Source organism: Rhizobium sp. 01L410 (assembly GCF_056400165.1).
The window spans coordinates 16,237-41,926 of sequence record NZ_JBFTST010000001.1; the positions used below are offsets into that span (position 1 = coordinate 16,237).

Annotated in this window: 23 protein-coding genes; 11 read left to right on the top strand and 12 right to left on the bottom strand. The window is 62.0% G+C overall.

The genetic code is table 11. The features are described from left to right. The first annotated feature begins 45 nt into the window (after positions 1-45). A complete protein-coding gene (locus AC1DV9_RS00070; protein WP_477945431.1) occupies positions 46-348 on the top strand; it encodes a hypothetical protein in 303 nt (100 codons plus the stop codon). A gap of 5 nt (positions 349-353) precedes the next feature. Here AC1DV9_RS00070 and AC1DV9_RS00075 read toward each other — a convergent pair whose 3' ends face one another. From AC1DV9_RS00075 to AC1DV9_RS00105, 7 genes are all read right to left on the bottom strand, one after another. Further along, positions 354-1,481: an HPP family protein gene (locus tag AC1DV9_RS00075; protein ID WP_477943976.1), complete on the bottom strand. Its 1,128-nt coding sequence runs from the start codon at positions 1,479-1,481 to the stop codon at positions 354-356. Between the two features lie 139 nt (positions 1,482-1,620). Beyond that, on the bottom strand, positions 1,621-2,334 hold the full coding sequence (locus tag AC1DV9_RS00080; RefSeq protein ID WP_477943977.1) for an ABC transporter ATP-binding protein: 714 nt from the start codon (positions 2,332-2,334) through the stop codon (positions 1,621-1,623). After that, entirely contained in the window at positions 2,331-3,155 is an 825-nt protein-coding gene (locus AC1DV9_RS00085; RefSeq protein ID WP_477945433.1) for an ATP-binding cassette domain-containing protein, read from the bottom strand. Before AC1DV9_RS00085 ends, AC1DV9_RS00080 begins: the two co-directional genes overlap by 4 nt. Further along, on the bottom strand, positions 3,148-4,005 hold the full coding sequence (locus tag AC1DV9_RS00090) for an ABC transporter permease (RefSeq protein ID WP_477943979.1): 858 nt from the start codon (positions 4,003-4,005) through the stop codon (positions 3,148-3,150). The genes AC1DV9_RS00085 and AC1DV9_RS00090 overlap by 8 nt, the downstream gene beginning before the upstream one ends. Then, positions 4,002-5,084 (bottom strand): ABC transporter permease, encoded by a 1,083-nt coding sequence (locus tag AC1DV9_RS00095; RefSeq protein WP_477943980.1) that lies wholly within the window; start codon positions 5,082-5,084, stop codon positions 4,002-4,004. The genes AC1DV9_RS00090 and AC1DV9_RS00095 overlap by 4 nt, the downstream gene beginning before the upstream one ends. After that, positions 5,085-6,665, bottom strand: a complete 1,581-nt coding sequence (locus AC1DV9_RS00100; RefSeq protein ID WP_477945435.1) for an ABC transporter substrate-binding protein — start codon at positions 6,663-6,665, stop codon at positions 5,085-5,087. It abuts the gene before it with no gap. 185 nt (positions 6,666-6,850) lie between these two features. After that, positions 6,851-7,774, bottom strand: coding sequence for a DMT family transporter (locus tag AC1DV9_RS00105; RefSeq protein WP_477945437.1), 924 nt, complete (start codon positions 7,772-7,774; stop codon positions 6,851-6,853). Between the two features lie 107 nt (positions 7,775-7,881). Between AC1DV9_RS00105 and AC1DV9_RS00110 the strand changes: the two genes are divergently transcribed. Beyond that, the gene (locus AC1DV9_RS00110; protein ID WP_477943983.1) at positions 7,882-8,757 is read left to right on the top strand and encodes a LysR substrate-binding domain-containing protein; all 876 of its coding nucleotides are present in this window, start codon (positions 7,882-7,884) and stop codon (positions 8,755-8,757) included. Here AC1DV9_RS00110 and AC1DV9_RS00115 read toward each other — a convergent pair. After that, positions 8,726-9,724 carry a GlxA family transcriptional regulator gene (locus tag AC1DV9_RS00115; protein ID WP_477945438.1) on the bottom strand — a complete coding sequence of 333 codons (999 nt, stop codon included), beginning with the start codon at positions 9,722-9,724 and terminating at the stop codon, positions 8,726-8,728. The two genes, AC1DV9_RS00110 and AC1DV9_RS00115, sit on opposite strands and share 32 nt — an antisense overlap. A 100-nt stretch (positions 9,725-9,824) precedes the next feature. On the opposite strand from AC1DV9_RS00115, the gene bcoG reads away from it, so the two are divergent. The 7 genes from bcoG (at position 9,825) to AC1DV9_RS00150 (ending at position 20,132) form a co-directional block, all read left to right on the top strand. Continuing rightward, on the top strand, positions 9,825-10,727 hold the full coding sequence (gene bcoG / locus AC1DV9_RS00120; RefSeq protein ID WP_477945440.1) for a 3-dehydrocarnitine:acetyl-CoA trimethylamine transferase BcoG: 903 nt from the start codon (positions 9,825-9,827) through the stop codon (positions 10,725-10,727). A 7-nt stretch (positions 10,728-10,734) separates the two neighbouring features. Beyond that, positions 10,735-12,228, top strand: a complete 1,494-nt coding sequence (locus AC1DV9_RS00125) for a carnitine 3-dehydrogenase (protein ID WP_477945441.1) — start codon at positions 10,735-10,737, stop codon at positions 12,226-12,228. 705 nt (positions 12,229-12,933) lie between these two features. Beyond that, positions 12,934-14,523, top strand: a complete 1,590-nt coding sequence (locus AC1DV9_RS00130) for an ABC transporter substrate-binding protein (protein ID WP_112388202.1) — start codon at positions 12,934-12,936, stop codon at positions 14,521-14,523. A 92-nt stretch (positions 14,524-14,615) separates the two neighbouring features. Continuing rightward, positions 14,616-15,623 (top strand): ABC transporter permease, encoded by a 1,008-nt coding sequence (locus AC1DV9_RS00135; protein WP_477946340.1) that lies wholly within the window; start codon positions 14,616-14,618, stop codon positions 15,621-15,623. After that, entirely contained in the window at positions 15,620-16,447 is an 828-nt protein-coding gene (locus AC1DV9_RS00140; protein ID WP_112514923.1) for an ABC transporter permease, read from the top strand. The genes AC1DV9_RS00135 and AC1DV9_RS00140 overlap by 4 nt, the downstream gene beginning before the upstream one ends. Next, positions 16,440-18,071, top strand: a complete 1,632-nt coding sequence (locus AC1DV9_RS00145; RefSeq protein WP_477945443.1) for an ABC transporter ATP-binding protein — start codon at positions 16,440-16,442, stop codon at positions 18,069-18,071. The genes AC1DV9_RS00140 and AC1DV9_RS00145 overlap by 8 nt, the downstream gene beginning before the upstream one ends. 57 nt (positions 18,072-18,128) lie before the next feature. Beyond that, positions 18,129-20,132 (top strand): CocE/NonD family hydrolase, encoded by a 2,004-nt coding sequence (locus tag AC1DV9_RS00150; RefSeq protein WP_477945445.1) that lies wholly within the window; start codon positions 18,129-18,131, stop codon positions 20,130-20,132. Between the two features lie 3 nt (positions 20,133-20,135). Here the strand turns inward: AC1DV9_RS00150 and AC1DV9_RS00155 are convergent, their stop codons facing one another. From AC1DV9_RS00155 to AC1DV9_RS00170, 4 genes are all read right to left on the bottom strand, one after another. Continuing rightward, entirely contained in the window at positions 20,136-21,047 is a 912-nt protein-coding gene (locus AC1DV9_RS00155; RefSeq protein ID WP_477943988.1) for an alpha/beta hydrolase, read from the bottom strand. Between the two features lie 104 nt (positions 21,048-21,151). Then, positions 21,152-22,345 (bottom strand): acyltransferase family protein, encoded by a 1,194-nt coding sequence (locus AC1DV9_RS00160; RefSeq protein WP_477943989.1) that lies wholly within the window; start codon positions 22,343-22,345, stop codon positions 21,152-21,154. 155 nt (positions 22,346-22,500) lie between these two features. After that, positions 22,501-22,815: a type II toxin-antitoxin system RelE/ParE family toxin gene (locus AC1DV9_RS00165; protein ID WP_477943990.1), complete on the bottom strand. Its 315-nt coding sequence runs from the start codon at positions 22,813-22,815 to the stop codon at positions 22,501-22,503. After that, complete coding sequence (locus AC1DV9_RS00170; protein WP_477945447.1) at positions 22,805-23,086, bottom strand: type II toxin-antitoxin system ParD family antitoxin; 282 nt, start codon at positions 23,084-23,086, stop codon at positions 22,805-22,807. Before AC1DV9_RS00170 ends, AC1DV9_RS00165 begins: the two co-directional genes overlap by 11 nt. A 303-nt stretch (positions 23,087-23,389) precedes the next feature. Between AC1DV9_RS00170 and AC1DV9_RS00175 the strand changes: the two genes are divergently transcribed. Together AC1DV9_RS00175 and AC1DV9_RS00180 are read left to right on the top strand one after the other, a co-directional pair. Continuing rightward, complete coding sequence (locus AC1DV9_RS00175; RefSeq protein ID WP_477945449.1) at positions 23,390-24,367, top strand: LacI family DNA-binding transcriptional regulator; 978 nt, start codon at positions 23,390-23,392, stop codon at positions 24,365-24,367. 40 nt (positions 24,368-24,407) lie between these two features. Next, the gene (locus AC1DV9_RS00180) at positions 24,408-25,646 is read left to right on the top strand and encodes an ABC transporter substrate-binding protein (RefSeq protein WP_477945451.1); all 1,239 of its coding nucleotides are present in this window, start codon (positions 24,408-24,410) and stop codon (positions 25,644-25,646) included. Positions 25,647-25,690: the final 44 nt, after the last annotated feature.

The window sequence follows — 25,690 nt, forward strand, 5'->3', positions numbered from 1 at the left end:
ACGGGATTTGCGTCGATTGACCGTCCAACAATCGATCGGCAGCCGATGCTCAACCTTCTGATGACCTGTCTTCTGCTTGCGGCGGCGCTCGGGCTCAGCCTGCGCCGCTTTGCCCTTCCCTATCTTGCCCGGCGCGACATCGCCGAGCAATCGGAACCGGTCACCATGGTTGCGAGCGCGGTCTTTCTGGCAGCCCTCGCCTTGACCGTATCGGACAAGGACTTCTGGCACGCAAGCCTGACGGTCGCGGGTGGCATCGTGGTTGCACTGATTTTCGATCAGCAAAGGCCCAGGCTGGCGGCCGTCTTATCGGCAGCCTGCCTGCTCTGCTATCTGGCGCTGCGCTGAGCCGTTCAGGCCGCTGCTCCCTCTTCGCCGGGTTTCTTCGGCAACGAGCGCGAGACGGAGCTCAGGAGGTCCGTCTGCGAAACCAAGCCAAGAATTTGATCGTTTTCGTCGATGATGATGACGGCATGCGTCCGGCCGTTGGTCAGCAGAGGCAGAAGATCGAAGGCGCGGTCACTGGCGCGCGCTGTCGTCGCTTCCGAAATGCGCCCTTCCAGGGCACCCGAAAAAAGCGCCAGTTCGCGCAGTCCAACGGTGCCGATAAGCCGCCGCCGGGCATCCCTCACCGGCAGGGTGCGGACGTTGTGGTTGAGCAGCAGCCAGCGGGCCTGTTCGACCGTGGCATCGGCGTCGATGGCGATCACATCGCGCGACATGATGTCGGCGCAGCTGATCTCGGCATTGGCGCGCGCGACGGCCTCGAATTCAACCCGGCGCAGCAGACGCCCGAGATCGGCGCGGTCGATGTCGAAGGTCTCGTTCAGCGCCGCAAGCGCCGCGTCGATATCTTCCTCCCGAAAGCCCGTCCGCTCTTCCGGGCGCGGATCGGCAGTCCGGTGGGTATTTGCAGGCGCGATGACGACATGCGGATAGTTGTGCCGCGAGAGCTTGTGGAACAGCAGCCCGATCGCCACCAGCAGGCAGGAGTTGAGAGCCACCGGCACGAAGGGGAAAAGCAGGCCCCAGCTGGCGACGACGGGTCCGCCGAGAACAGCGGTCAGCGCCGCAGCACCGCCGGGCGGGTGCAGGCATCGCGTCAGGGACATGGCCGCAATGGCGAGCGATACGCCGACGCCTGTGGCAACGATCGGATCCTTGATCAGGCTCGCTGCGGCAACGCCCATCAAAGCCGAGATGGTATTGCCGCCGATGATCGACCATGGCTGCGCGAGCGGGCTTGCCGGGACAGCGAACAGCAGAACGGCCGAGGCTCCCATGGGGGCTACGATCAGCGGCAGATGCGATCCCTCACCGAACAGGAACCCGCATAACATGCCCGTCATCGCGATAGCGACGAGCGCGCCCAAACAGGCGAGCAGCCGGTCCCGCAGCGTGGCGCCGGCAAGGATCGGGTGAAACAGGCGGGACGCAAGCGAGTTTTTATCGGAAAAGCGCTGCGGACTGGGAGGGGTCATGGGGTAACCAGATAAGACCGTTTGCAGTTTCGGTATGTCGATGCGGTTGATAGCGGATGTTTGCTGCCGCGAAAAGGAGAAGTTCGAACCGGCGTGGCTATGCCGCATGTCGACTGTCGGTCAGTTTGCAGCCCGGAATTCAACCCGGCAAAGTGCTGCCGGAAAGCGCCTTACGGTCCATGATCTGCGCAATCTTCCCGGCATCCATGACGACGGCACGGTCGCACATATGGGCGACGACGCCGGGATCGTGGCTGACCAGAATGAAGGTCATGCCGTGCGAGGCCTTGAGATCGTTGAGCAGGTTCAGGATTTCGGCCTGCACCGAGACATCGAGCGCCGAGGTCGGCTCGTCGAGCAACAACAGCTTGGGTTTGAGCAAGAGCGCACGGGCAATCGCCACACGCTGGCGCTGGCCGCCGGAAAGCTGGTGCGGATAGCGGCCCGCGACGGCTGTGGGCAGCCCAACCTGATCGAGTGCGATGCGCACCTCTTCCTCGACATTGCGAATGCCGCGCAGTGACAGCGGTTCGCCGAGAATGCGGGAAATGCGATGGCGCGGATGTAGCGACGAATAGGGATCCTGGAACACCATCTGGATACCGGCGCGTAGGGCGCCGGTGATTTTCCGGCCGGGGTGCAGAGGTTCGCCGGACACGGAGATCGAGCCCTGCCAATTGGTGTTCAAGCCGGCGACTGCGCGCAAAACCGTGGTCTTGCCGCATCCCGACGGGCCGATCAGTCCGAAGGTCTCGCCGTGCGCGACATCGAAACTCACCTCGCGCACGGCGGTGAAGCCCTTCCCGCCGCCCTGGAAGCTGACGGAGAGATCGGCGATCGTCAGCGCGCTCATGCCTCGTCTCCATAGACGGGAAGCCGTGTCCCGTAGGTCGCCGCCGACGGGCGAGCGGCCCAGAGCGCACGGGTATAGGCGGAGCTGGCATTGGCAAGATCGGCGGAGGCCATCTGCTCCTCGATCCTTCCCTGGCGCATGACCATGACGCGGTCGGCATAGCGGGAAACCTGTTGCAGGTCGTGGCTGATCAGCAGCAGCCCCATGCCGAGTTCTTCGGTCAGCGAGCGCAGCAAGGTCAGGATCTGGTCCTGCAATTCGCGATCGAGCGCCGATGTCGGTTCGTCGGCAATCAGCAGCTTCGGCCGGTTGATCAGCATGGCGGCGAGCATCACCCGCTGGCCCATTCCGCCCGACAAGGCGGCAGGATAGCTGGAATAGATCCGTCCGGGGTCAGGCAGGCCAACCTTGTCGAGCATGTCGAGTGCGCACTCGCGCCGCTCAGCGGATGAAAGCTTGGTGTGCAGCAGCAGGGTTTCCTCGACCTGCCGGCCGATTTTATGGGCCGGGTTCAGCGAATATTTGGGATCCTGCAAAATCAGGCCAAGGCCGCTGCCGCGCAGGCTGTTCCAGCCGGACGCGGAAAGCGCCGTGAGGTCCTTTTCATCGAATGACAGGCGCTTCGCTGCAACCTCCGCGCGCCTCGGCAGAAGGCCCATGACCGCCCTGCCCGTCATCGACTTGCCCGAACCGGATTCGCCGACGAGTGCGACCACTTCGCGTCCGACCGAAAACGAAATCCCATCGACAACCCGGATCGGCCCGGCCTCAGACGGAAAGGTAACAGATAGATCCTCGGCGGATAGCAGCGGCTCAGTCATGACGCGGATCCAGAATGTCGCGCAGGCCATCGGCCAGCAAATTGAAGGCAAAGGAGGTGACGAGAATGGCAACACCCGGAACCGCGGCCACCCACCATTGATCGAAGATCACCTGCGTGCCTTCGGAGACCATCGAACCCCATTCTGCTGTCGGCGGGCGAACGCCGAGGCCGAGGAACCCTAGCCCCGCAGCCGCGAGGATGATCCCCGAGAGATCGAGCGCCAGCCGGATGATGGCGGATGGCAGGACCAGCGGCAGGATATGCCCCCAGAGCAATCTCGCCCCCCGGATACCGACCATTTCGGCGGCCGCCAGATAATCGCTGCGCCTCAGAGCAGCGGTCTCCACGCGGGCCTGCCGCGCATAGGCTGGCCAGCTGGTCAGCGCCAGCGCCAATGCACCGTTGATGAGGCCCGGCCCCATGATCGCGACAAAGGCGAAGGCGAGCAGCAGACGCGGAAAGGACATGACGATATCGGTGATCCGCATCAGCAGGCGCTCGGTCATGCCGCCGAAGAAGCCCGCGAAGGTGCCGATGAGAATGCCGAGCGGCGCCATCAGCAGCACGACGACGAGAACGAGGAGCAAGGTCGGCCGCGCGCCGTAAATCATGCGCGACAGGATATCCCGCCCGAAGGCGTCGGTGCCGAGCCAGTGCAGGGCGCTCGGCGGCATCAGCCGGTTTGCGGTCTCCTGCAGGTTCGGGTCATAGGGCGCAATCAGCGGCGCCAGCAGCGCGAAGGCGAGAATGAGAAGCACGACGGCGCTGCCGGCGGCGGCCGATGGCGAGCGCAGGACACGCCGGACGAAGGACGGACCGCCGAGCGGCGCCTGGACGATCGCACTCATCGCGTCTTCCCCGCTTCCAGCCGGGCGACACCGAGATCGGTCAGCGCATTCAGAAGCACGAAGCAGGCGCCGACGATCAGCGTGGCGCCGAGGATGGCAGGCATGTCCCCCGCAAACATCGCCGTCGTCAGATAGCGGCCGATACCGGGCCAGGCAAAGACGGTTTCCGTCAACACCGCGCCCTCAAGCAGGCCGGCATAGGAAAGAGCAATCACGGTCAGCAGCGTTCCTGAAATATTGGGAAGAATATGGACGAAGACGATGCGGCCGAGACCTGCCCCTTTGGCGCGCGCTGTCGTCACATATTCCTGGCCGAGTTCGGTGAGGATGGCGGCACGCGTCAGCCGGGAGATGGCAGCCAGCGCATTCAGGGCCAGAACGGTGGCCGGCAATGCCAGATGGGCGAGTGCATCGCGAAAGGCGCCCGCCTTGCCGGACATCCATGTATCGATCAGGGCAAAGCCGGTGACCGGCTTGACGGTGTATTGAAAAACCACATCCGCCCTGCCCGGTCCCGGCGCCCAGTGCAGCCGGGCGTAAAACAGGAGCAGCATCAGCAGGCCAAGCCAGAAGATCGGCACCGAGTAGCCAAAGAGCGAGACGAAGCGGGCAAGACTATCCACCCAGGTGCCTTGCCGCATGGCGGCGGCGATGCCGAGCGCAAGGCCGATCACGGCTCCCAGAATGATGGCCGCGGTCGCCAGCTCGATCGTTGCCGGGAAGGTGCGGGCGATGTCCTTGGCGACCGGCTGGCCTGTGGAGATCGACTGGCCGAAATTGCCCGACAGCGCCGTCTCGACATAGCGGACGAACTGAAGTGGCAAGGGCTGATCGAGCCCCAGCTCCACCCGCGCCTGCTGATAGGTCGATTGGCTGGCATGATCGCCGACCAGCTGCAGCGCCGGATCGATCGGCGAGAGCCGCGTCATCGCAAAGGTCACCAGCGCTAACCCGAACAGCGTCAGCGCGAAAGACCATGTCCACTTGATGAGCGGCCAGACGAAAGACAACTCCCGCCAGCTGTTGTGCTGGCGGGAGTTGTTCATGTCGGCGCTATTATCGGTTGCCGTTTGCGGCACTTATTTCTCTACCTTGTCGTAATAGACCTGATCTGCATTCAGGCCCTGGGCATAGTTCTTGACCTTGTCGCTTATCACGACCTGATCGTTGCCCTGAAGCGTAAAGATGAAGGGCGAACTCGCCTGGATCTTCTTCTGCAGGTCCTGATAGAGCGCGGCGCGCTTGGCGGCGTCCTGTTCCTTGACGGCGGCGAGCGTCTCGTCGGTCAGCTCGGGGATCACCCAGCCGGCATATTTCGCGGCTGTGTTGGTCGAGTTGTCCTTGTTGATTGCAAAGGCGCTCGCGTTGGAATGCGGATCGAAATAGTCCGGGATCCAGTAACGCAGCGTCATTTCGAACTTGCCGGAGCGGCCGCGGGCATAGATGTCGCTGGCGACGCCCGGCTGGATATCGAGGGTGATACCGGCCTGAGCGAAGGTCGACTGCAGCGACTGGGCGATCGAGAGGAACGGCTGGTCGTTAAAGACGATGAACTCGACCTTGAACGGCGTCTTGATGCCTGCATCCGCAAGTACCTTCTTCGCCTTCTCGACGTCGAGCTTGAACGGGGTGTCCGTCAGAGCGCCCGGGAAGCCGACCGGCAGGAAGGACTGGTGAACGGTGCTCTGGCCGCGCAGCAGGTTCGTGGCGATACCATCGTAATCGACGAGATAGCGGGCTGCTTCCCAGAAGGCCGGGTTGCCGAGCGTTGGGTTGGCCTTGGTGTTCAAGAGGATGTAATCGGTTCGTGCCGAGGGAACCGAGAGAACCTTGACTCCGCTCTTGTCCTTCAGCGCGTCGATCTGGTCGGCAGCGAGGCCACGGGCGATATCGGCATCACCCTGCTCGACGAGCAGGCGGCGGGCGCCGACGTCCGGCACGTTGCGGATGATGACGTTTTCGAGCTTCGGCTTGTCGGACGAATTGGCGTTCGCCTGCAGCACCAGCGCCTCATGCGGCGTGTAGGTGGCGATCGTGAAGGCGCCGCTGCCGGCGGAATTGGTCTTCAACCAGCCATTGCCGAAATCATTGTCCTTGGCCTCAGCCGAAACCGTCTGCTCATCGACAACCGAAGCGATCGGCGCGGTCAGCAGCGACAGCGCAAAGCCGGCACCGACATCGGCGGTCCATGTGAGCTTCACGTGCTTGTCGTCTACCTTGATGACGGCGGCATCGACGTTGTCGGCCTTCCAGCCGAGTTCATTGAGGATGAAGGCCGGGGATTTGTTGAGCTTCACGGCGCGGGTCAGCGAGAAGATCACGTCTTCGGGACGAACCGGATTGCCGGATGCGAACTTGGCATCGGCGAGCGCAAAGGTCAGGCTCTTGCCGTCACTGCCGGCTTCCCAGGACGCGGCGAGCGCCGGCTCGATCTTGGTGCCGTCTTCGCGGTTCGACTGGACCAGACGCTGATAGAGATTGTTGAATGACTGAACGGTGGTGAGCTCGAAACCTTCGGCCGGGTCGAAGCTGACGGCGTCATCGATCGACTGCGCAACAACCAGCGTATCGGAAGGGGTTTCGGCGTAAGCGGCGAGCGGGCTTAAAGCAAAGCTGAAAACGGCGCCGAGCAGCGCGGCGCGGCAAGACTGCAGCAACATTTTGATCTCCTTATATATTTCTTCTTTGAGCGTCGTTCCGGCGATGCGCCGTGTCACCCGCAGGCCGTCAACTTACGGCGCGACAATTGTTTCGACAGATCAGATCGTTTCGATTTTGGTGTTCGTACAGGAAAAATATTCCGGCAACGCCTGTTTTCTCAAAAGCCGGCATTGAGGACGCATGTTCACGCGGCAGTTTTGCCGCGTAAGCGTGTTTCTGTGCGCCCCCGCAGGAAATCGGCAGCCGTGTGCCAGACGACGGCCGCGACGATGACGACGCCGCCGAGCACGGTTGCCAAGGGCGGCTTTTCGCTGAGAAACAGCCAGACCCAGAATGGCGTCAGGACGATTTCCATCGTGCCGATGAGGGCCGCCTCGGCAGGCGGCATGCGCTTCGCGCCAGCGAGGAACAGCACAAGCGCGATCGAGAAGTTGGTGGCGCCGAAAGCTGCAAGGACGACCCAGTTATAGAGGTCGATCGATCCGACTGAACCGAAGGGCGAGAAGATCGCCAGTGTCAGGAAAGCGCTGACGATGGTCGGCGGCAGGCTTGGCACGCCGGGGCTGATACGCGGAATGACAATGATCAGGGCGAAGGACGCCGTCATGCCGAGAGCGAGAAGATCACCGAGACCCGTCCCTCCGCCGATCGACGAGGCGACGATGATGACGACGCCGAGCAGACAGGCGCCGCCCGCCATCATGGTTCGCCGTGCAACGCGTTCCCGGAGCAGCAACCAGCCGAGCAGCGCGGCGATGAACGGGGCCGTCGCATAGATCACCGCGACATTTGCCACGCTGGTCGTATAGAGCGCGCCGATGAAACAGGCCTGGCAAAAGGTCTGGCAGGCGATCATCGCCATGCCCGACGGATGGAAGATCGAGGCCCATTGCTTTCTCGACAGACCGCCTTCGAGGAAGAAGCTCGGTATTAAGAGAAACAGGCCGCCGAACAGTGACCGCCAGGCGATCGTCGTCCAGGCATCGATGCTGAGCATGCGTGAGTAGACGCCGCTCGCGCTCCAAGCCAGCGTTGCGGCAACCACCAGAATGACGCCCTTTTCGTGCTCGCTCAGGCCGAGCGGGCGGACGTCCGTATTGAGTGACATTGGTTTTCCCGAACCAGAGGTCTGATTTGCCCTGTTTGCTCTCATTCTTGACATCAGGCAAACGAATAGTTGAGATGGCTGCCATCTGAATTTTTTGTGGCTCGATCATGCGACAACCCATCGAAAGCGATCTGCTCCGGACCTTCCTCGTCGTCGTCGAGACGTCGAATTTCTCGGCGGCGGCGCTGGCGATCGGGCGGACGCAGTCCGCGGTCAGTGCCCAGATCAAGAAACTCGAGGAAACCATAGGCGAAAGCCTCTTCGAGCGCGGCGCCCGCGGCGTTGTCCCGACCCGCTGGGGCCTGCAGCTTCTGCCCTATGCGCGGCGTGTCATCGACCTGTTGGACGAAGCAGCGGCGACGATCCGCACGAAGCCGCTGGATGGGCCGGTCCGCATCGGTATTCCCGAGGAATACAGCCAGACGGTGCTGCCTGCGGCACTTTCCGCCTTTGCCGTCCGGCATCCGGCTGTCGAGGTTACGGTCTCCTGCGATTACACGGCGCGGAATCTTGCCGCGCTCGAGCGCGACGAGCTCGATCTCGCTGTGGTCTTCGACTGGAACAATCAGTCGCCGGGCGAGGTTCTCTGCGTCGATCCGACAGTGTGGGTCACCTCCATGGTGCATCGGCTGCAGGATCTCGATCCCCTGCCGATTGCGACCTACCGGAATTCCACATGGTCGCGGGACTTCGCCTTCCGTTCGCTCGATCTCCAGGGACGGAAATACCGCGTCGCCTTTGTCGCCGACACGAGCTCGGGATTGAAGAACGCAGCATCCGCGGGCCTCGCAGTGACCACGCTGTCGCGGAGCAATATCCCGCCCGGTTGTCGGGAGCTGACGGCAGACGATGGCTTTCCGCCTGTCGACTCTTCGCGTGTGGTTCTGCGCCGCAATCCTTATCATTCAACCGAAGCTGTCCGCGAACTCGCGGAAATGGTTCGTGAGGCGTTCAAGCCGATTGGGTATCAGGCGCTGGCGTAGTGGGGCGGCGCAGCCTCCGCCGGGTGTCGGAGGGACTTTCGGAGAAGCCGGCGCGGTAGCTGCGGGCAAAGGCGGAGGCGGAGTTGAAGCCGGTGGCGGCTGCGATATCGGCGAAGGAGGCCTTGGTTTCGATGACCTTCCGCCGCGCCGCATTCAGCCGCAATGCCAGATAATGCACATGTGGCGGCGCGCCGATGCTCTCCTGAAACAGCCCCTGTAAGTGGCGGGCGCTGACGCCGACGCGTTTGGCGATACGGCTCAGCATGACCGGCTGCTCGATATGCTCCTCCATCAGCCGCACGGCCGACGCCACGCGCGGATCGCGCATGCTCAAGCCCACGGCGGAGGGTGAAAGCTGGCTTTCGTTGTGGAAGGAGATCTGCTCGTAGCTAAAAAGGCGGCTGACCTCGAGCGCCAGCGAATAGCCCTGCCGCTGGCGGATGATCTCCAGCATCAGATCGACGGTCGGGAGCGGCCCCGCCGTGGTGAGGCGCTTTCCGTCGATGACGAAGCGGTCCTTGACCGCTTTGACCTGCGGATAGGCCAGCGAAAAATCCTCGAAATCCTCCCAGTGGATCGTTGCCGTTAGGCGGTCGAGAAGGCTGGATTCGGCCAGCAGCCATGTGCCGGATTCGATTCCGGCAATGACACTGCGATGGCGCGCCGCCTGTGAGAGCTGCATTTTCAGCGCCGCCGTTGCGCTCCGGCGCCAGTTGTAGCTTGCCAGAACGAAGAGCGGTGCATCCTCCCGCGCGGTGCTGAATGCCCCGGCCGCAGGCACCGGAATGCCACTCGTCGTCAAGACAGGCGCGCCATCAGGCGTCAAAAGCCGCCAGCGGTAGAGCTCGCTGCCGGCGATACGGTTTGCGCCGCGCATCGGCTCGATGACCGAGGCGAGCAGGATCAGGTTCGTCTCAGGCAGGACGAGCAGATCGAGATCGAGGCGGTCGTTCGAGCGGCTGAGCATGGTCTCTCCAGATTGCCGAAACTGTATCAATCAATTCCGTTTCTGCAAAGCATGTGGCTGCATCTTGCCGCGTAATGGGGTCAATACGAGGGAGAACACGATGCCTCTTGCGATGAACCGCGATGTCTTCATCACCTGTGCCGTCACCGGCGCCGGTGACACGGCTTCGAAATCCAGCCACGTTCCCATTACTCCCAAGCAGATCGCGGATTCCGCGATCGACGCCGCCAAGGCTGGGGCGGCCGTTGTTCACTGTCACGTCCGCGATCCCGAGACGGGGGCTGCAAGCCGCCGCAACGATCTCTACCGCGAAGTGACGGACCGCATCCGCTCCGCCGACATCGACGTCGTGCTGAACCTGACGGCAGGCATGGGTGGCGACCTGATTTTTGGTGATGTCGAACGCCCGCTGCCGCTCAATCCCGCAGGCACCGACATGGCCGGCGCCACCGAGCGCGTCAGCCATATCGCCGAATGCCTGCCGGAGATCTGCACGCTCGACTGCGGCACGATGAATTTCAGCCTCGGCGATTACGTCATGACCAACACGCCGGCGATGCTGCGGGCGATGGCGAAGAAGATGACCGATCTCGGAGTGCGCCCTGAGATCGAGGCCTTCGACACCGGTCATCTCTGGTTTGCCAAGCAGCTCGCAGAAGAAGGCCTGATCGAGGATCCGGTGCTGATCCAGCTCTGCATGGGCATTCCCTGGGGCGCGCCGGATGATCTCAACACCTTCATGGCGATGGTCAATAACGTGCCCAAGAGCTGGACCTTCTCGGCCTTCTCGATCGGCCGTAATGCCATGGCCTATCCGGCGGCGGCGGTGCTCGCGGGCGGCAATGTCCGTGTCGGCCTCGAAGACAATCTCTATGCCGGAAAAGGCATGCTCGCCACCAATGCGCAGCTGGTCGAAAAGGCCGTGCAGGTGGTGGAGGGCATGGGCGCGCGCATCATCGGCCCTGCGGCCGTGCGTGAAAAACTGAAGCTGACGAAGCGTTGAGGGCTGCATGATCAAGATCAACAAGGCAGCCTGTGTTGGCGGCGGCGTTATTGGTGGCGGATGGATCGCCCGCTTCCTGCTGGCCGGGATCGATGTCGATGTCTTCGACCCGCATCCGGAAGCGCAGCGCATCGTCGGCGAAGTGATCGCCAATGCCGAGCGCGCCTATGCGATGCTGACAGGCGCCCCCCTGCCTACGCGCGGCAAGCTTACCTTTTGCAAGACACTGGAGGAAGCTGTTGTCGATGCCGACTGGATCCAGGAAAGCGTCCCCGAACGGCTCGATCTGAAGCGCGGCGTGCTGACTCAGATCGACGGCGCCTGCCGCCCCGATGCGCTGATCGGTTCGTCGACCTCCGGTCTGCTGCCGACTGATCTGCAGCGCGACATGCAATTTCCCGATCGCCTGTTCGTCGCCCATCCCTACAACCCGGTCTACCTGCTGCCGCTGGTCGAGATCGTCGGCGGCGAGAAGACCAGCCATGCAACGATCAAGGCGGCGATGGAAAAGCTGCCGCCGATCGGCATGAAGGGCGTGCATATCGCCAAGGAGATCGAGGCCTTCGTCGGCGATCGTCTGCTGGAAGCGCTGTGGCGCGAGGCGCTTTGGCTGATCCAGGACGATATCTGCACGGTCGAGACGCTCGACGACGTGATCCGCTATTCCTTCGGCCTGCGTTGGGCGCAGATGGGGCTTTTCCAGACCTATCGTATCGCCGGTGGTGAAGCAGGGATGCGCCATTTCCTGGCGCAGTTCGGCCCCTGCCTGCAGTGGCCCTGGACCAAGCTGACGGATGTCGTCGATCTCGACGATGCGCTTGTCGAAAAGATCGGTCAGCAGTCGGACGAGCAAGCGGGCGATCTGTCGATCCGCGAGCTCGAACGGATCCGCGATGAAAACCTGGCCGGTATCTTCCAGGCTCTGAAGGTCGGTGATGGCGGCAAGGGCTGGGGTGCGGGCAAGCTGCTCAAGGATTTCGAGCATTCGCTCTGGGCTGCTGCAAAGCCGGCCGAACAGGCGAAGACTTCGGCTCCGCTTCGGCTTGTCGATACCAAGGTCAGCCCGGCCTGGGTCGATTACAACGGCCACATGACCGAGCATCGCTACCTGCAGGTCTTCGGCGATACCACGGACGCGCTGCTACGGCTGATCGGCGCCGGTCTCGCCTATGTCGAGGCCGGACACAGCTACTACACCGTGGAGACCCATATCCGGCATCTCGGCGAAGCCAAGCTTGGCCAGGCGATCTACTCGACCTGCCGGCTGCTCTTGGTCGATGACAAGCGGCTGCACGTCTTCCACAGCATCTGCGATGCGGCGAGTGGCGAGGTATTGGCGACCGCCGAGCAGATGCTGCTGCATGTGGATTCCAAGGCCGGAAAGGCGGTTTCGGCGCCGCCGGAAATCCTGGCCGAGGCGAAAGCGATTGCCGAGCGCCATTCCTTCCTCCCTGCCCCGGATGGCGTTGGACGCCATGTCGGGCAGAAGAAACAGGGGTGAGCAATGAGCTGTCTGCCAACTCCCCTTCCCGAAAGCAGATACCGCGAGGCATCACTGCGCGGGCTAGCGGGATGGGGTGTGCATGGCAGCGCAGAAATCAACCAATACAACCAGAGGGATGGGACTGCATCTCTTTCTGCCGGGTGGCTTTTCCAGCGGAGGCACGAGATGTTTTTCGCCCCCATCAATGCGAAACCGCCCTTGGCGTGGGCATATGCTCGTTATGTCGCATACGATGCAGATCATGTCGCTACACCCGCCCCCCTACTGTCTAAAACAGCCCTTAATTCAATCTCACTCATATCAGAGGCAGAGGCAGTCCTGACGGGCCGTGTCGCCGCAAGAGCGGAGGTAGCGTAGGTTGAACGGACGTAGCTTTACCGCCTTTGAGCTGCTGACCTCCCCGCCTTCCGCCGCGGCGAAGACGCATGCGGCACGCTGTCGTCTCGCCATCGCAGGCGCCATTCTCACCCATCATTCCGATCTTCAGGAAACAGGCCGGACAATAAGAACTCCCGGCATTCCCGATCGCCGCGCCATCAAGCTGGCGCCTCCGCTCACGCGCAATCGTCGAACCGAGAAAGGAAGATAAGGCGGCACCAACCGCGACGTTTTCCCGAACGAATATGGGCCTGGCACCGGAGAGGAAACCGGTTCTGCGGTCCACTTGCCAATTCTTAAATCATGACAAGAAGGAACAGGGGAATGAACGACTACACGAAATATCTTGCAAGCCGCGTCACCGCAGGCGGGTTGAACCGCCGCGAATTTCTGGGACGCGCCATGGCTGCCGGCCTCACGCTCGCCGTCGCCGACAAGCTCTTCACCGAAAGCGCCGAAGCCGCCGAACCGAAGCGCGGCGGCCACCTGAAGCTCGGCCTCGAAGGCGGCGCTGCCACCGACTCGAAGGACCCGGCGAAGTTTCTCTCGCAATTCATGTTCTGCGTCGGCCGCTGCTGGGGCGACATGCTGGTGGAATCCGATCCGCTGACGGGTGCTGCCGTTCCGTCGCTGGCCGAATCCTGGGAACCGTCGAAGGACGCTGCCACCTGGACCTTCAAGATTCGCAAGGGCGTGAAATTCCACAACGGCAAGGAACTGACGATCGACGACGTCGTCGCCACCCTGAAGCGCCATACCGACAAGAAGTCGGAATCGGGCGCGCTGGGCGTTCTCGGCTCGATCAAGGATATCAAGGCTGACGGCGGCAACCTCGTGCTGACGCTGACCGAAGGCAATGCGGACATGCCGCTGCTGCTGACGGACTATCACCTGGTCATCCAGCCGAATGGCGGCAATGACGATCCGCTCGCCTCGATCGGTACCGGTCCCTACAAGCTGGCGAGCTTTGAGCCAGGCGTCCGCGCTACCTTCGAGAAGAACGCCGACGACTGGCGCTCGGATCGCGGCTATGTCGATTCCATCGAAATCATCGGCATGAACGATGCGACTGCCCGTATCGCAGCGCTCTCCTCCGGCCAGGTGCACTATATCAACCGAGTCGATCCGAAGACCGTCGATCTCTTGAAGCGCGCGCCGACCGTCGAGATTCTCTCGACCTCGGGCCGTGGCCACTATGTCTTCATCATGCATTGCGACAAGGCGCCGTTCGACAACAATGACCTTCGCCTCGCGCTGAAATACGCCATGGACCGCGAGACCATGGTCAAGAAGATCCTCGGCGGCTACGGCAAGGTCGGCAACGACTTTCCGATCAACAACACCTATGCCCTCTTCCCCGAAGGCATCGAGCAGCGCGCCTACGATCCCGACAAGGCGGCCTTCCACTACAAGAAGTCCGGCCACAGCGGCTCGGTTCTGCTGCGTACCTCGGAAGTCGCCTTCCCGGGCGGTGTCGATGCGGCGGTTCTCTATCAGGAAAGCTGCAAGAAGGCCGGCATCGAGATCGAGGTCAAGCGCGAGCCGGGCGACGGCTACTGGACCAACGTCTGGAACGTCCAGCCCTTCTCGACCTCCTACTGGGGCGGACGCCCGACGCAGGACCAGATGTATTCCACGGCCTATCTCTCGACGGCCGACTGGAATGACACCCGCTTCAAGCGTCCCGACTTCGACAAGCTGCTCCTTGAAGCACGCTCGGAACTCGACGAGACCAAGCGCAAGGACATGTACCGCACCATGGCGATGATGGTGCGCGACGAAGGCGGCCTGATCCTGCCGATGTTCAACGATTTCGTGAACGCCTGCTCCAAGCAGGTGAAGGGCTATGTCCACGATATCGGCAACGACATGTCGAACGGCTACGTCGCCACTCGCGTCTGGCTTGATGCCTGACGGCCGGGGGCTTCCCCGCCATCTCTGACTGAACCAGGACCGCAAGGATGTCCCTTGCGGTCCCCCTGACGTTTCAGCGCGAGGCTTTCGCCATGTCCAGTTCATCGACCGGCAGTCCACTACCGGGCCTGAGGTTCAGGCAGCGTTTTCCGCTACTTGCCCTCATCATCGAGCGCTTCGTGCTCTCGCTCGTCCTGCTGCTTGCGGTGTCGGTTCTGATCTTCGGCGGGCTGGAAGCCCTGCCCGGCGATTTCGCCACCACCTATCTCGGCCAGTCGGCAACGCCGCAGGCGGTCGCCAATATCCGCCAGGATCTCGGCCTCGACCGGCCAGTGACGACGCGCTATTTCGAATGGCTCGGCAATGCCGTGCAGGGTGACTTCGGCACGTCCTGGGCCAGCAAGAACTCGGTCAGCGAGCAGATCGGCAAACGTCTCGGGAACTCGCTGTTTCTTGCCGGTTTCGCCGCACTGATCTCGGTCCCGCTGGCCGTCGCGCTCGGCATGTTCTCGGTGCATTTCCGCAACCGCATGCCCGACAAGATCATCAACGTGATCTCGCTAGCGGCGATCTCACTGCCGGAATTCTTCATCGGCTACCTGCTGATCCTTGTCTTCGCCGTCAAGCTCGGCGTCGCGACCTTTCCGGCAACCGTCTATGACAGCATGGGCTTTGCCGAGCGGCTGCAGGCGATCGCACTGCCGACGGCAACACTGGTTCTCGTCGTCCTCGCCCACATGATGCGGATGACCCGCGCGGCGATCCTTTCGGTCATGTCATCTGCCTATATGGAAACGGCGGAGCTCAAGGGCCTCAGCGCCTTCCGCTCCATCGTCAAGCATGCGGCGCCCAACGCGCTGGCCCCGATCATCAATGTCGTGGCGCTCAACCTCGCTTATCTCGTGGTCGGCGTGGTCGTGGTCGAGGTGGTCTTCGTCTATCCCGGCATGGGCCAGTACATGGTGGATGCGGTGACGGTGCGCGACATGCCTGTCGTCCAGGCCTGCGGCCTGATCTTCGCGGCTGTCTACATCTTCCTCAACATGATCGCCGACATTCTGGCCATCGTCGCCAATCCAAGATTGAGGCACCCGCGATGAGATTGAGAGATATCCCCATCACCGCCTGGGTTGGCATGACCGGTATCGTCATCGCCTTCATCTTCGCAATCTTCGCGCCCTGGATTGCCCCTTATGGCGAGACCGAAGTGGTCGGCAATGTCTGGCAGGTGGCCGACAGCCAGTATTTCTTCGGCCTAGACAATCTCGGCCGCGATATTCTTTCGCGGCTGATCTACGGCGCCCGCACGACGCTGTTCGTGGCACTCGGCGCAACGCTGATCTCGTTTTCGTTGGGCATCCTGCTGAGTTTCACCGCCGCCGTCTCGCGCGGCATCATCGATACCGTGTTCTCGCGTTTCAACGACCTGATGATGTCGATCCCGACGCTGATCTTTGCGCTCGTCGTTCTGGCGGTCCTGCCGCAGAACATCATCATCCTTATCCTCGTCATGGCGATTCTCGATTCCACCCGCGTCTATCGCCTCGGCCGCGCCGTGGCGCTTGATGTCGCGGTCATGGAATTCGTCGAGGCCGCAAAACTGCGTGGCGAGGGCAAGGCCTGGATCATCTTCCGGGAAATCCTGCCGAATACGCTGACCCCGCTTTTGGCCGAATTCGGCCTCCGCTTCGCCTTCTCGATCCTGTTTCTCTCCACCCTCTCCTTCCTCGGCCTCGGCATCCAGCCGCCGGCGGCGGATTGGGGCGGCATGGTGAAGGACAACAAGGACGGCATCATCTTCGGCATTTCGGCAGCACTCGTTCCGGGAACGGCGATCGCCGCTCTTGCCGTCTGCGTCAATCTCGTCGTCGATTGGCTTTTGAAACGCACATCCAGCCTCAAGGGAGGGCGCGGCGATGCCTGAGCTTCTTTCCGTTCGCAATCTGAAGATCGAGGCCACCAGCTATCCGCCCGGCGAGCCGCCGAAACGGGTGACAATCGTCGATGGCGTTTCCTTCGACCTGCAGAAAGGCAAGGTGCTCGGCCTGATCGGCGAATCCGGCGCCGGCAAATCGACCATCGGTCTGTCGGCGCTCGCCTATGGCCGCGGCGGCGCCGAGATCACCGGCGGCGAGGTGCTACTCGAGGGCAAGGACATCCTACCGCTCGGCAAGGGCGGCATAAGGCAGATCCGCGGCGCCCGGGTTTGCTATGTCGCGCAGTCGGCGGCTGCCGCCTTCAACCCGGCGCACAAGCTCGGCGACCAGGTGATCGAGGCTTCCGTCAAGCACGGCCTGATGACCAAGGATGAGGCGCGCAAGCGGGCGCTTTATCTCTTCCAGGTGCTTGGTCTGCCAAACCCGGAAAGCTTCGGCGACCGCTTTCCGCATCAGGTCTCCGGTGGCCAGCTGCAGCGCGCCATGACCGCGATGGCGCTCTGCTCCAACCCGTCGCTGATCGTTTTCGACGAACCGACGACTGCGCTCGACGTGACGACGCAGATCGATGTGCTTGCCGCCATCAAGCATGCGATCGAGGAGACGCATACGGCGGCCCTCTACATCACCCACGACCTCGCCGTCGTTGCGCAGATCTCCGATGACATCATGGTTCTCCGGCACGGCAAGACGGTGGAATATGGCAGCGTGCAGCAGATCATCGAACAACCGCAGCAGGACTATACGCGGGCGCTGGTCAATGTCCGGCAGGCCGCGCGCGCGGAGGCGTCGGATCAATCGGGGGCACTGCTGAAGGTCGAGAATGTCAGCGCCGAATATTCCAATGGTTTCAAGGTTCTGCACGATGTTTCTCTACACGTGCCGAAGGGCCAGACACTCGCGGTCGTCGGCGAATCCGGCTCCGGAAAATCGACGCTCGCGCGCGTCATCACCGGCCTGCTGCCGCCGAACGAAGGCCGCGTGATCTTCGACGGCAAGCCGCTGACGGCGGATCTGAAGAAGCGCTCGAATGACGATCTCCGGCGCATCCAGCTGATCTATCAGATGGCCGACACGGCGATGAACCCGCGCCAGACGGTTCGTGATATCATCGGCCGTCCCCTCACCTTCTACTACGGGCTGCGGGGCGCCAAGAAGACGGCGCGGGTGAAGGAGCTGCTCGACCAGATCGAAATGGGCAACGGTTTCATCGACCGCTATCCCGCCGAACTCTCCGGTGGGCAGAAACAGCGCGTGGCGATCGCCCGGGCGCTGGCCGCAAAGCCGGAGCTCATCCTCTGCGACGAACCGACCTCGGCGCTCGATCCGCTCGTCGCCGAAGGCATCCTCAAGCTGCTGTTGCGGCTGCAGGAGGAGGAGCAGCTTTCCTACATCTTCATCACCCACGACATCGCCATCGTCCGGGCGATCGCCGATAGCGTGGCGGTGATGCATCGTGGCAAGCTTGTCAGGTTCGGGCCGAAGTCGAAGGCGCTGTCACCGCCCTTCGACGATTATACGGACCTGCTGCTCAAATCCGTGCCGGAGATGGAGATCGGCTGGCTGGAACGGGTTCTTGCCACGCGCCGCATGGAAAGTGCGGGCAACTGAATAGGCGCGGGGCGGCGCAAGCCGCCTCGTCTTACAAGAGTGCATCGAGGAAAAGGCATGACCGACCGCAGCTTCACCACCATCGAAAACCAATGGATTACGCTTGAGGACGGGACGCGGCTTGCGGCCCGCATCTGGATGCCTGAAGGTGCCGAGAGCGACCCGGTTCCGGCTATCTTCGAATTCCTGCCCTACCGCAAACGCGACGGAACCTGCCTGCGCGACGAGTCGACCTATCCGGTCTTTGCAGCCGCAGGCATCGCCGGCGTGCGCGTCGATATCCGCGGGTCCGGCGAATCCGATGGCGTCATCGATGGCGAATATACAGAGCTCGAGCTGGCTAATGCCTGCGAGCTGATCGCCTGGATCGCCGCGCAGCCGTGGTCGAACGGCTCCGTTGGGATGATGGGTATCTCCTGGGGCGGGTTCAACAGCCTGCAGGTCGCAGCCCTTCGTCCACCTGCCTTGAAAGCTGTGATCTCGATCGCCTCGACCGTCGATCGTTATAATGACGATATCCACTACAAGAACGGCTGCCATCTCTCGGCGCAGCTTTCCTGGGCGGCTACAATGCTCGGCTACCAGTCCCGCTCGCCCGATCCCGAACTGGTCGGCGATCGCTGGAAGGCGATGTGGCTGGAGCGTCTCAAGCACGAACCGTTCTTCATGGAAGAGTGGCTGACACATCAGCGCCGCGACGAATTCTGGCAGCATGGCTCGATCTCCGAGAATTTCGGCGATGTCGAGGTCCCGGCCCTCGTGCTTGCCGGATGGGCAGACGGGTATCGCAACACACCGCTGATGGCAGTCGAAGGGCTCGGCGAAAAGGCCAAGGCGCTTGTCGGCCCTTGGGTGCACAAATATCCACATTTCGCCTGGCCGAAACCACGCACGGATTTCCACAGCGAGGCGATCGCCTGGTGGAACAAGTGGTTGCGCGGCGAGGACAACGGCATCGACAAGCTGCCGCAAACCCGCGCCTACCTTCTCGACGCCATCCGCCCTGCCCCACGCCGCGATTTCGATCCCGGCTTCTGGGTGGCGAAGGATGTCTGGACCGCACCCGAAATGCAGTGCTTCTATGTCGAGCAATTCGGCAGGATCACCGAGGGCATGCCGATCCCGCAGGCTCCGGAACATAGCGTCTATCTTCGCTCGCCACTCGATACCGGGACGTCTTCGGGCGAGTATTTCACGCTGAAACCGGACGCCGAGATGGCGCTGGATCAGCGCTCCGACGATGCCGGCTCGCTTGTCTTCGACACGATGCCGCTCGGATCGGATCACGACTATCTCGGCCGCCCGGTGCTGACGCTGTCCCTGCGTCCGTACGCCAATACCGGCAATCTCTGCGCCCGTCTCGTTGATGTTCACCCCGATGGAACCGCAACACGCGTTGCCTTCGGCGTTATCAATCTGACCCATCGTAACGGCAATGCGGATCCACAGCCGCTGGTCCCGGGTGAAACTGTGTCCATCCGGCTGCAGCTGGATTCCTGCGGCTATCGCTTCCGCAAGGGTCACCGGATTCGCCTGGCGATCTCGACGGCCTATTGGCCGATGATCCTGCCGCCACCCGACGATCTCGGTGTCGAGATCGACATCGCTTCACTTGGTTTGGGGCTGCCGTTGCTCGGCGATCACAGGAAAATCAGCATTCCCAAGCCCGAGAACCTCGATCCGCTTCCGAAATATATCGAGCACGCGCCGTCGGTCACAAAGCGGCAAGTTCTGCGCGATCTCTCGGCCAACCGCACCGACTACCGTATCCACGAGGATACCGGCCTATTCGAACATCCGGATACCGGGCTCGCGACGCGGCAGCTGCGCGAAGAAACGTGGTCGATCACGCCCGGCGATCCGCTATCGATGAGTGGCACATCCACCTGGACCTGCGATATGCGCCGCCCGGATTGGTTCGTGCGGACGGTCTCGACGGCAAAGATCGGCTGCACCGTGAGCGACTGGGTCATCAGCGCCGTAGTGACCGCCTATGAAGGAGATGTTCAGGTCTTCGAGAAGGTATTTGCCGAAATGCGCATTCCGCGCGACCTGATGTGAGCCTCAGCCGCAAGCGAAGCGGCGCACCGCTTCGCAAACGGCGCGAAATCCGGCTCGCGCTCCGTCGCTCATGTGGCGGGCGCGAAGCCAGGCGTGCACCATCTGCGGCTCTTCGCGGAACCAGACTTCGACGCCGGCTTCTGCCAGCCGTGCCGCATAGTTCCGCGCGTCATCGCGTAGCGGATCGAAAGCGGCGGCAGTGATGAAAGCGGGCGGCAGGCCCTTTACCGTGGCGCTGTTCAGCGGCGCGGCAACGGGATCGTTCTGCGGCGCCTGCAGAACCTCGCGGTAATAGGCGACATCTGCAGTGGTCAGCCCGGGTGCTTTGGCCATCTCGATATAAGAGCCCTTGGAAAGATCGCCGCCGAGAGCCGGATAGATCAGAACCTGGCCTGCAATGCCGGAAACGCCCGCGTGCGCTGCGCGAATGGCCAGACCCGCGGCCAGATTGCCGCCCGCGCTATCGCCGATCAGCACAATCCGCTGTCCGCTTTGCGCAATTGCCGAAAGCACCGCGAAACCATCATCGGTCTGCGCCGGCCACAGGTACTCGGGGGCTAGCCGGTAATCGACAGCGACGAGTTCGGCGCCAGCGAACTCGGCAATCTCGGCGCAAATGGCATGGTGGCTTTCCAGCGAACCGACAACGAAGCCGCCGCCATGCAGGTAAAGGAGCAGCGTCGGCGTCGTCACCTTCGACGGTCGATAGCGCCGCGTTGGAACACTCCGAATGATGCTGTCGGCAAACGTCAGCCCATCTGGAATCGGTGGGCTGAAGCGGGCGCAAAGCGCATCATATTGCGCCCGTTGCGCCTCAATCGATTGCGATACCGCATCGTCGGAATAGACGCTGCTGCAGATCTCCAGGAACTTGAGAATGCCCTCTTCTTCGGGCATCGGGCGCGTAACGGTCATGGTGCAATCCGTGCGGTTCGGCGATATCACGCAGGATAGGATTTGCCGCAAATATTAGGCAAGCGCGTTGACGCCATCCCCGCGCCGGAACCCGCCAGAGGCGCTTATCCACGCCGCACCGAGCGTTCCAAGGCTTTATCTTCGCGCACCGGCCGCGGCTTTTCCGTCAGCCCCACCAGTTGACGCAGCGGGCTCGGCAACTGATCGACGGCAATGGCAAAGGCGATCGACACGGCAGCCGTTGCGGCGGCGACAAGTGCGAAACTCGGGAGCGCCGGCAGATCGAGCGGAAGGACATAATAGAGCGCTCCAACCGTTACCGTCTGGTGGACGATATAGAGCGGGAAAACCAGCCGGTTCATCGTCACCAGGCGTTCGCTCGGCTGATTGAGATAGCGCGCGGCAAAGCCTATCAGGGTGAGGATCATACTCCAGGCAAGCAGGAAGATGCTGGTCTTGAAGAGCAGGGTCTCGTTGACATCGTAGCTGCCGATCGCCTGCTCCGGCGCAAGGGTCCAAGATGCCAGATAGAGCCAGATGGTCGTCGCCAGCGCGATCCCGCCGCTGACATAGCGGCGGGCAGTCAGCGTACCGATCAGGGTCCGGTGATGGCGGGAAATCAGGAAGCCGAGGCCGAACCAGCTGGCCCAGACGGCAAACCAGGCGCCGTCATTATAGAGCGCGTTGGTCTCGCGCGGGTAGATCGGCGAAAGCGCCAGGTTGAGGCCAAGGGGCAGAAGGAAGAAAAGATAGATAGCGCCGGTCCTGGCCGTGCGCTCGAACCAGGCAAAGACCGGGTTTCCCGGCCGCAGCAGATACTGAAAGATCGGGTAGCAGATGACGGACATCACCAGCAGGTAGGCGACGAACCACATATGCGCCCAGGTGAAATTGCCGGTCGGATATTTTCCCTCGGTGAAATAGCGCGTCAGCCAGAATTCCAGGAACGAACCGGTATAGCCGTTCTCATACATCCGCTCGTACCAGACCTGCGGCACGACGATGACAGCCATGGCAAAGAGCAGCGGGATGAGCAGGCGCAGGGTGCGCCGGTAAATGAAGGTCAGCCCGTGCTCCGGCTTGAAGGTAAAGGCGACGCCCATGCCGGATATGAAGAACAGCAGCGCAAGACGCCAGGCGCGCGGAAAATCCATGATGAGCGACAGGCCGCGGCTCGTATTCTCGCTATGCAGCAGCCAGCCCATGTCGGGGAAAAATGCGGCCGCGGAATGATAGAGGATCAGCAGGCCAAAGGCGAAAACCCTCAGACGATCCACATAGTAAAGTCTCTCTCTCATCGCAGACGACGGATCCCCACACAGCACCATCATCCGATATGCTGTACCCCTCAGATATTAAGGATCGCTGCCGAAACTTCGTAAACTGATGCTTTATTAGCCAAACAAGCGAGATGCCAAGCAGGTGCCGGCGAGCTGGTGTGATGTTGCCTGGGTCAAATCGGCAGCTTTTCGAGATCGCGACGACCGTCTATGACACGGACGATCTGAATGGTTTCGACCGGTGCCTCATCATCGTCAGGAATGGTCTCGTAGAGAATCACAAATGGCGCTTCGACAAGCATTCGCGTGGTTGCACTGATCTCAGGGCGGCGCACTCCCATGCGTGGCTGGCCTGCCAGGAGCTGTGCCTTTTGCTCAAACCGATCGAAGAAGCGCTCGGCAGCGGCAGGATTGTCGAGGCCGATTTGCACGTAGGTGTCGTGCACATCCGTCAGAGCCTTCGGTAGCCAGACTAGCTTAGCGGCCATTGTTGCGCGCTGTGTCCAATGCTTTACGCGCCTGCATTCGAATGCTCTCGAAATCAGCGGCAACCGGCTCTCCGCTCGCCTTGCCTTCTTCCCAAGCGCGGCGTAGGCGCTCGATGTCGCCTTTGCGGTTCTCCCATTTGGCGGTCCAGTCCCGCAAAGCCTCGCGGATCACTTCGCTATTGCTCGCGTAGGCGCCGCTGCTTACCGCATCGCGAAGCAGATCGGCCTGCTGCGGCGTCATGGAAACACTGATCTTTTCAACATTGGCCATCGGCTGTTTCTCCAACATCGGTGGTAAATATTACTACCGCCCGAGCATTCTGCAAGGTCTCACGTGAATGGAAGCGCTGCTTCCAATGACGTTTCAGCATCCCACCTCTCCCATCGAGGGCGCGATAGCCATCCTCGCTCACCGCTATTCATAACCGCGATCGAAGCAAGATAGCTATCAGCTGTGAGAAAACCTTTTCTCACTTGACAGTCGACTTGGTAAAAGGTTTTCTCACGATCGAACTGTGGGAGGACGACACTGGATATCGCGGGCGGAAAGCGCGGGCGGATTACCATTCACGACGTGGCGGCGGCTGCGGGCGTCAGTATCTCGACGGCGTCAAAGGCGTTGAACGATACCGGCCGGATGGGTGCCGAGACGCGTGAGCGGGTCAAGCGCATTGCTGCCGAGATCGGCTTCCGGCCGAATGCTCTGGCGCGCGGTCTGCTCAGCAAGCGCAGCTTCACGATCGGTCTTCTGACCAACGATACATATGGCCGTTTCACCCTGCCTGTCATGGCGGGGATTTCCGAGGCGCTGGTCGATCATGGTGTTTCGGTCTTCCTCTGCGCCATCGAGGATGACCCGGCACTCGCGCAGATCCATGTGGATGCGATGCTCGACAAGCAGGTGGATGGCATCATTGCCACAGGAAAGCGTCTGGATAGACGGTTACCCGTCGATCTGTCGAATTTGCATGTGCCTGTCGTCTACGCCTTCACCGAAGGGGCACCTGATAGCGTCACGTTCCGTTCCGACGACGCGCATGGTGCACGGCTTGCCGCCGAATGGCTGGCGAAGCTTGGGCGGCGGCGGCTCGTGCATATCACCGGGCCGGAGGATTTCTTCTCGGTGCGCGAACGGGCCAACGCATTTCGCGAGGCTGCCGGCAGCGAGCGGCCCGTCATGTTTGGCGTCTGGTCGGAAAGCTGGGGGCACGACGCGGTCGCAAGGCTCTGGAGTGCCGGGGGCGAAAAGCCGGACGGCATCTTCTGCGGCAACGACCAGATTGCCCGCGGCGTCATCGATGCGTTGCGCGAGCGCGGCATCAAGGTGCCGCAGGATGTTTCGGTGGTCGGCTTCGACAATTGGGAGATTGTCGCCGCCCAGACCCGTCCACCGCTGACAACAGTGGACATGGAGCTGCGGGAACTGGGGCGTCAGGCCGGGTTGACGGTTCTGGCGCTTGCCGAAGGACGGCCGGTGGAGCCCGGCATCCGGAAATTGCCGTGCCGCCTCGTGGTGCGGCAGACATGCGGGGGCGACGCCCTCGGGATTTAGAAACGGCGCGAAGGAGACGCGCCCTATTGGGAGGAGTGCCATGATGAAGCGTCTGTTGGTGGCAACGAGCCTTGCCACCCTTAGCCTCGTATCGACAGCCTCGGCTGCCGAAAAGATCGAAATGTGGGTTCGCTCGGGTATCGGCGACGCCTTCAAGAAGGTCGTCGAAGCCTATAATTCCAGCCACGAAAACCAGGTCGTCGCGACCGAAGTGCCGTTCAGCGAGCTGGTGCAGAAATATGCAACGGCGATCGCCGGCGGACAGGCGCCCGATGCGCTGTCGATGGACCTGATCTATACGCCGGCCTTCGCCGCCGCGGGCCAGCTGGAGGACCTGACGGACTGGGCAAAGAAGCTACCCTATTTCAACTCGCTGTCGCCATCGCATGTCCGTCTCGGCACCTATCAGGACAAGATCTACGGCTTGCCGCTTTCGGTCGAGACCTCGGTCTTCGCCTGGAACAAGGACCTCTACAAGAAGGCTGGACTTGACCCTGAAAAGGCGCCCGCCACGTGGGAGGAAATTGAGGCCAATGCCGAGAAGATCCGCAAGCTCGGTGACGATACCTATGGCTTCTACTTCTCGGGCGGCGGCTGCGGCGGCTGCATGATCTTCACCTTCACACCGCTCGTCTGGGGCGGTGGTGCCGATATCCTTTCGGCCGACGGCAAGACTGCGACGCTCGACACGCCGCAGATGCGCAAGGCTGTCGGCTTCTATCGCGACATGGTCAAAAAGGATCTCGTTCCGGCGGGCGCTGCCAGCGATAACGGCTCGAACTTCCTGAGCTTCACCAACGGCAAGATCGGCCAGCAGTCGCTCGGCGCCTTTGCCATCGGCACACTGGTCACCAGCCATCCGGATATCAATTTCGGCGTGACGCTGATCCCCGGCGTCGATGGCAAGCCCTCGTCCTTTGCCGGTGGCGATAACTTCGTTATCACCAAGGGCACGAAGAAGATCGACGCGGTGAAGGAGTTCATCGAATATATCTACTCGATGGACGGCCAGAAAGTGATGGCCAAGTATGGCAGCCTGCCGACCCGCGGCGATATCGCCGATGAGGTCCTTGCCGGGCTCGACCCGCGCATGGAAGTCGGCCTGAAGGCGATCGCCGTCGCCAAAACGCCCTACACGCTGCAGTTCAACGACCTGATTAACAGCGCCAACGGCCCCTGGGCAACGTTCACCAACGCAGCAATCTTTGGCGACGATGTCGATGGTGCGTTCTCGAACGCCCAGTCCGAAATGCAGTCGATCATAGACAGCGGCCAATAAGTCTCTCCCGGCCGCGGCCGGGGAGCGGTGGCAGCTCTCCGGCC

What these genes read in the sequence shown, in the direction of transcription:
- AC1DV9_RS00170 (WP_477945447.1), bottom strand. Translation starts at nt 23,086, where the DNA reads ATGGCCAATGTTGAAAAGATCAGTGTTTCCATGACGCCGCAGCAGGCC.
- AC1DV9_RS00125 (WP_477945441.1), top strand. Translation starts at nt 10,735, where the DNA reads ATGATCAAGATCAACAAGGCAGCCTGTGTTGGCGGCGGCGTTATTGGT.
- AC1DV9_RS00105 (WP_477945437.1), bottom strand. Translation starts at nt 7,774, where the DNA reads ATGTCACTCAATACGGACGTCCGCCCGCTCGGCCTGAGCGAGCACGAA.
- AC1DV9_RS00085 (WP_477945433.1), bottom strand. Translation starts at nt 3,155, where the DNA reads ATGACTGAGCCGCTGCTATCCGCCGAGGATCTATCTGTTACCTTTCCG.
- AC1DV9_RS00110 (WP_477943983.1), top strand. Translation starts at nt 7,882, where the DNA reads ATGCGACAACCCATCGAAAGCGATCTGCTCCGGACCTTCCTCGTCGTC.
- AC1DV9_RS00070 (WP_477945431.1), top strand. Translation starts at nt 46, where the DNA reads ATGCTCAACCTTCTGATGACCTGTCTTCTGCTTGCGGCGGCGCTCGGG.
- AC1DV9_RS00080 (WP_477943977.1), bottom strand. Translation starts at nt 2,334, where the DNA reads ATGAGCGCGCTGACGATCGCCGATCTCTCCGTCAGCTTCCAGGGCGGC.
- AC1DV9_RS00160 (WP_477943989.1), bottom strand. Translation starts at nt 22,345, where the DNA reads ATGAGAGAGAGACTTTACTATGTGGATCGTCTGAGGGTTTTCGCCTTT.
- AC1DV9_RS00140 (WP_112514923.1), top strand. Translation starts at nt 15,620, where the DNA reads ATGAGATTGAGAGATATCCCCATCACCGCCTGGGTTGGCATGACCGGT.
- AC1DV9_RS00090 (WP_477943979.1), bottom strand. Translation starts at nt 4,005, where the DNA reads ATGAGTGCGATCGTCCAGGCGCCGCTCGGCGGTCCGTCCTTCGTCCGG.
- bcoG (WP_477945440.1), top strand. Translation starts at nt 9,825, where the DNA reads ATGCCTCTTGCGATGAACCGCGATGTCTTCATCACCTGTGCCGTCACC.
- AC1DV9_RS00165 (WP_477943990.1), bottom strand. Translation starts at nt 22,815, where the DNA reads ATGGCCGCTAAGCTAGTCTGGCTACCGAAGGCTCTGACGGATGTGCAC.
- AC1DV9_RS00155 (WP_477943988.1), bottom strand. Translation starts at nt 21,047, where the DNA reads ATGACCGTTACGCGCCCGATGCCCGAAGAAGAGGGCATTCTCAAGTTC.
- AC1DV9_RS00135 (WP_477946340.1), top strand. Translation starts at nt 14,616, where the DNA reads ATGTCCAGTTCATCGACCGGCAGTCCACTACCGGGCCTGAGGTTCAGG.
- AC1DV9_RS00180 (WP_477945451.1), top strand. Translation starts at nt 24,408, where the DNA reads ATGATGAAGCGTCTGTTGGTGGCAACGAGCCTTGCCACCCTTAGCCTC.
- AC1DV9_RS00130 (WP_112388202.1), top strand. Translation starts at nt 12,934, where the DNA reads ATGAACGACTACACGAAATATCTTGCAAGCCGCGTCACCGCAGGCGGG.
- AC1DV9_RS00115 (WP_477945438.1), bottom strand. Translation starts at nt 9,724, where the DNA reads ATGCTCAGCCGCTCGAACGACCGCCTCGATCTCGATCTGCTCGTCCTG.
- AC1DV9_RS00100 (WP_477945435.1), bottom strand. Translation starts at nt 6,665, where the DNA reads ATGTTGCTGCAGTCTTGCCGCGCCGCGCTGCTCGGCGCCGTTTTCAGC.
- AC1DV9_RS00150 (WP_477945445.1), top strand. Translation starts at nt 18,129, where the DNA reads ATGACCGACCGCAGCTTCACCACCATCGAAAACCAATGGATTACGCTT.
- AC1DV9_RS00145 (WP_477945443.1), top strand. Translation starts at nt 16,440, where the DNA reads ATGCCTGAGCTTCTTTCCGTTCGCAATCTGAAGATCGAGGCCACCAGC.
- AC1DV9_RS00075 (WP_477943976.1), bottom strand. Translation starts at nt 1,481, where the DNA reads ATGACCCCTCCCAGTCCGCAGCGCTTTTCCGATAAAAACTCGCTTGCG.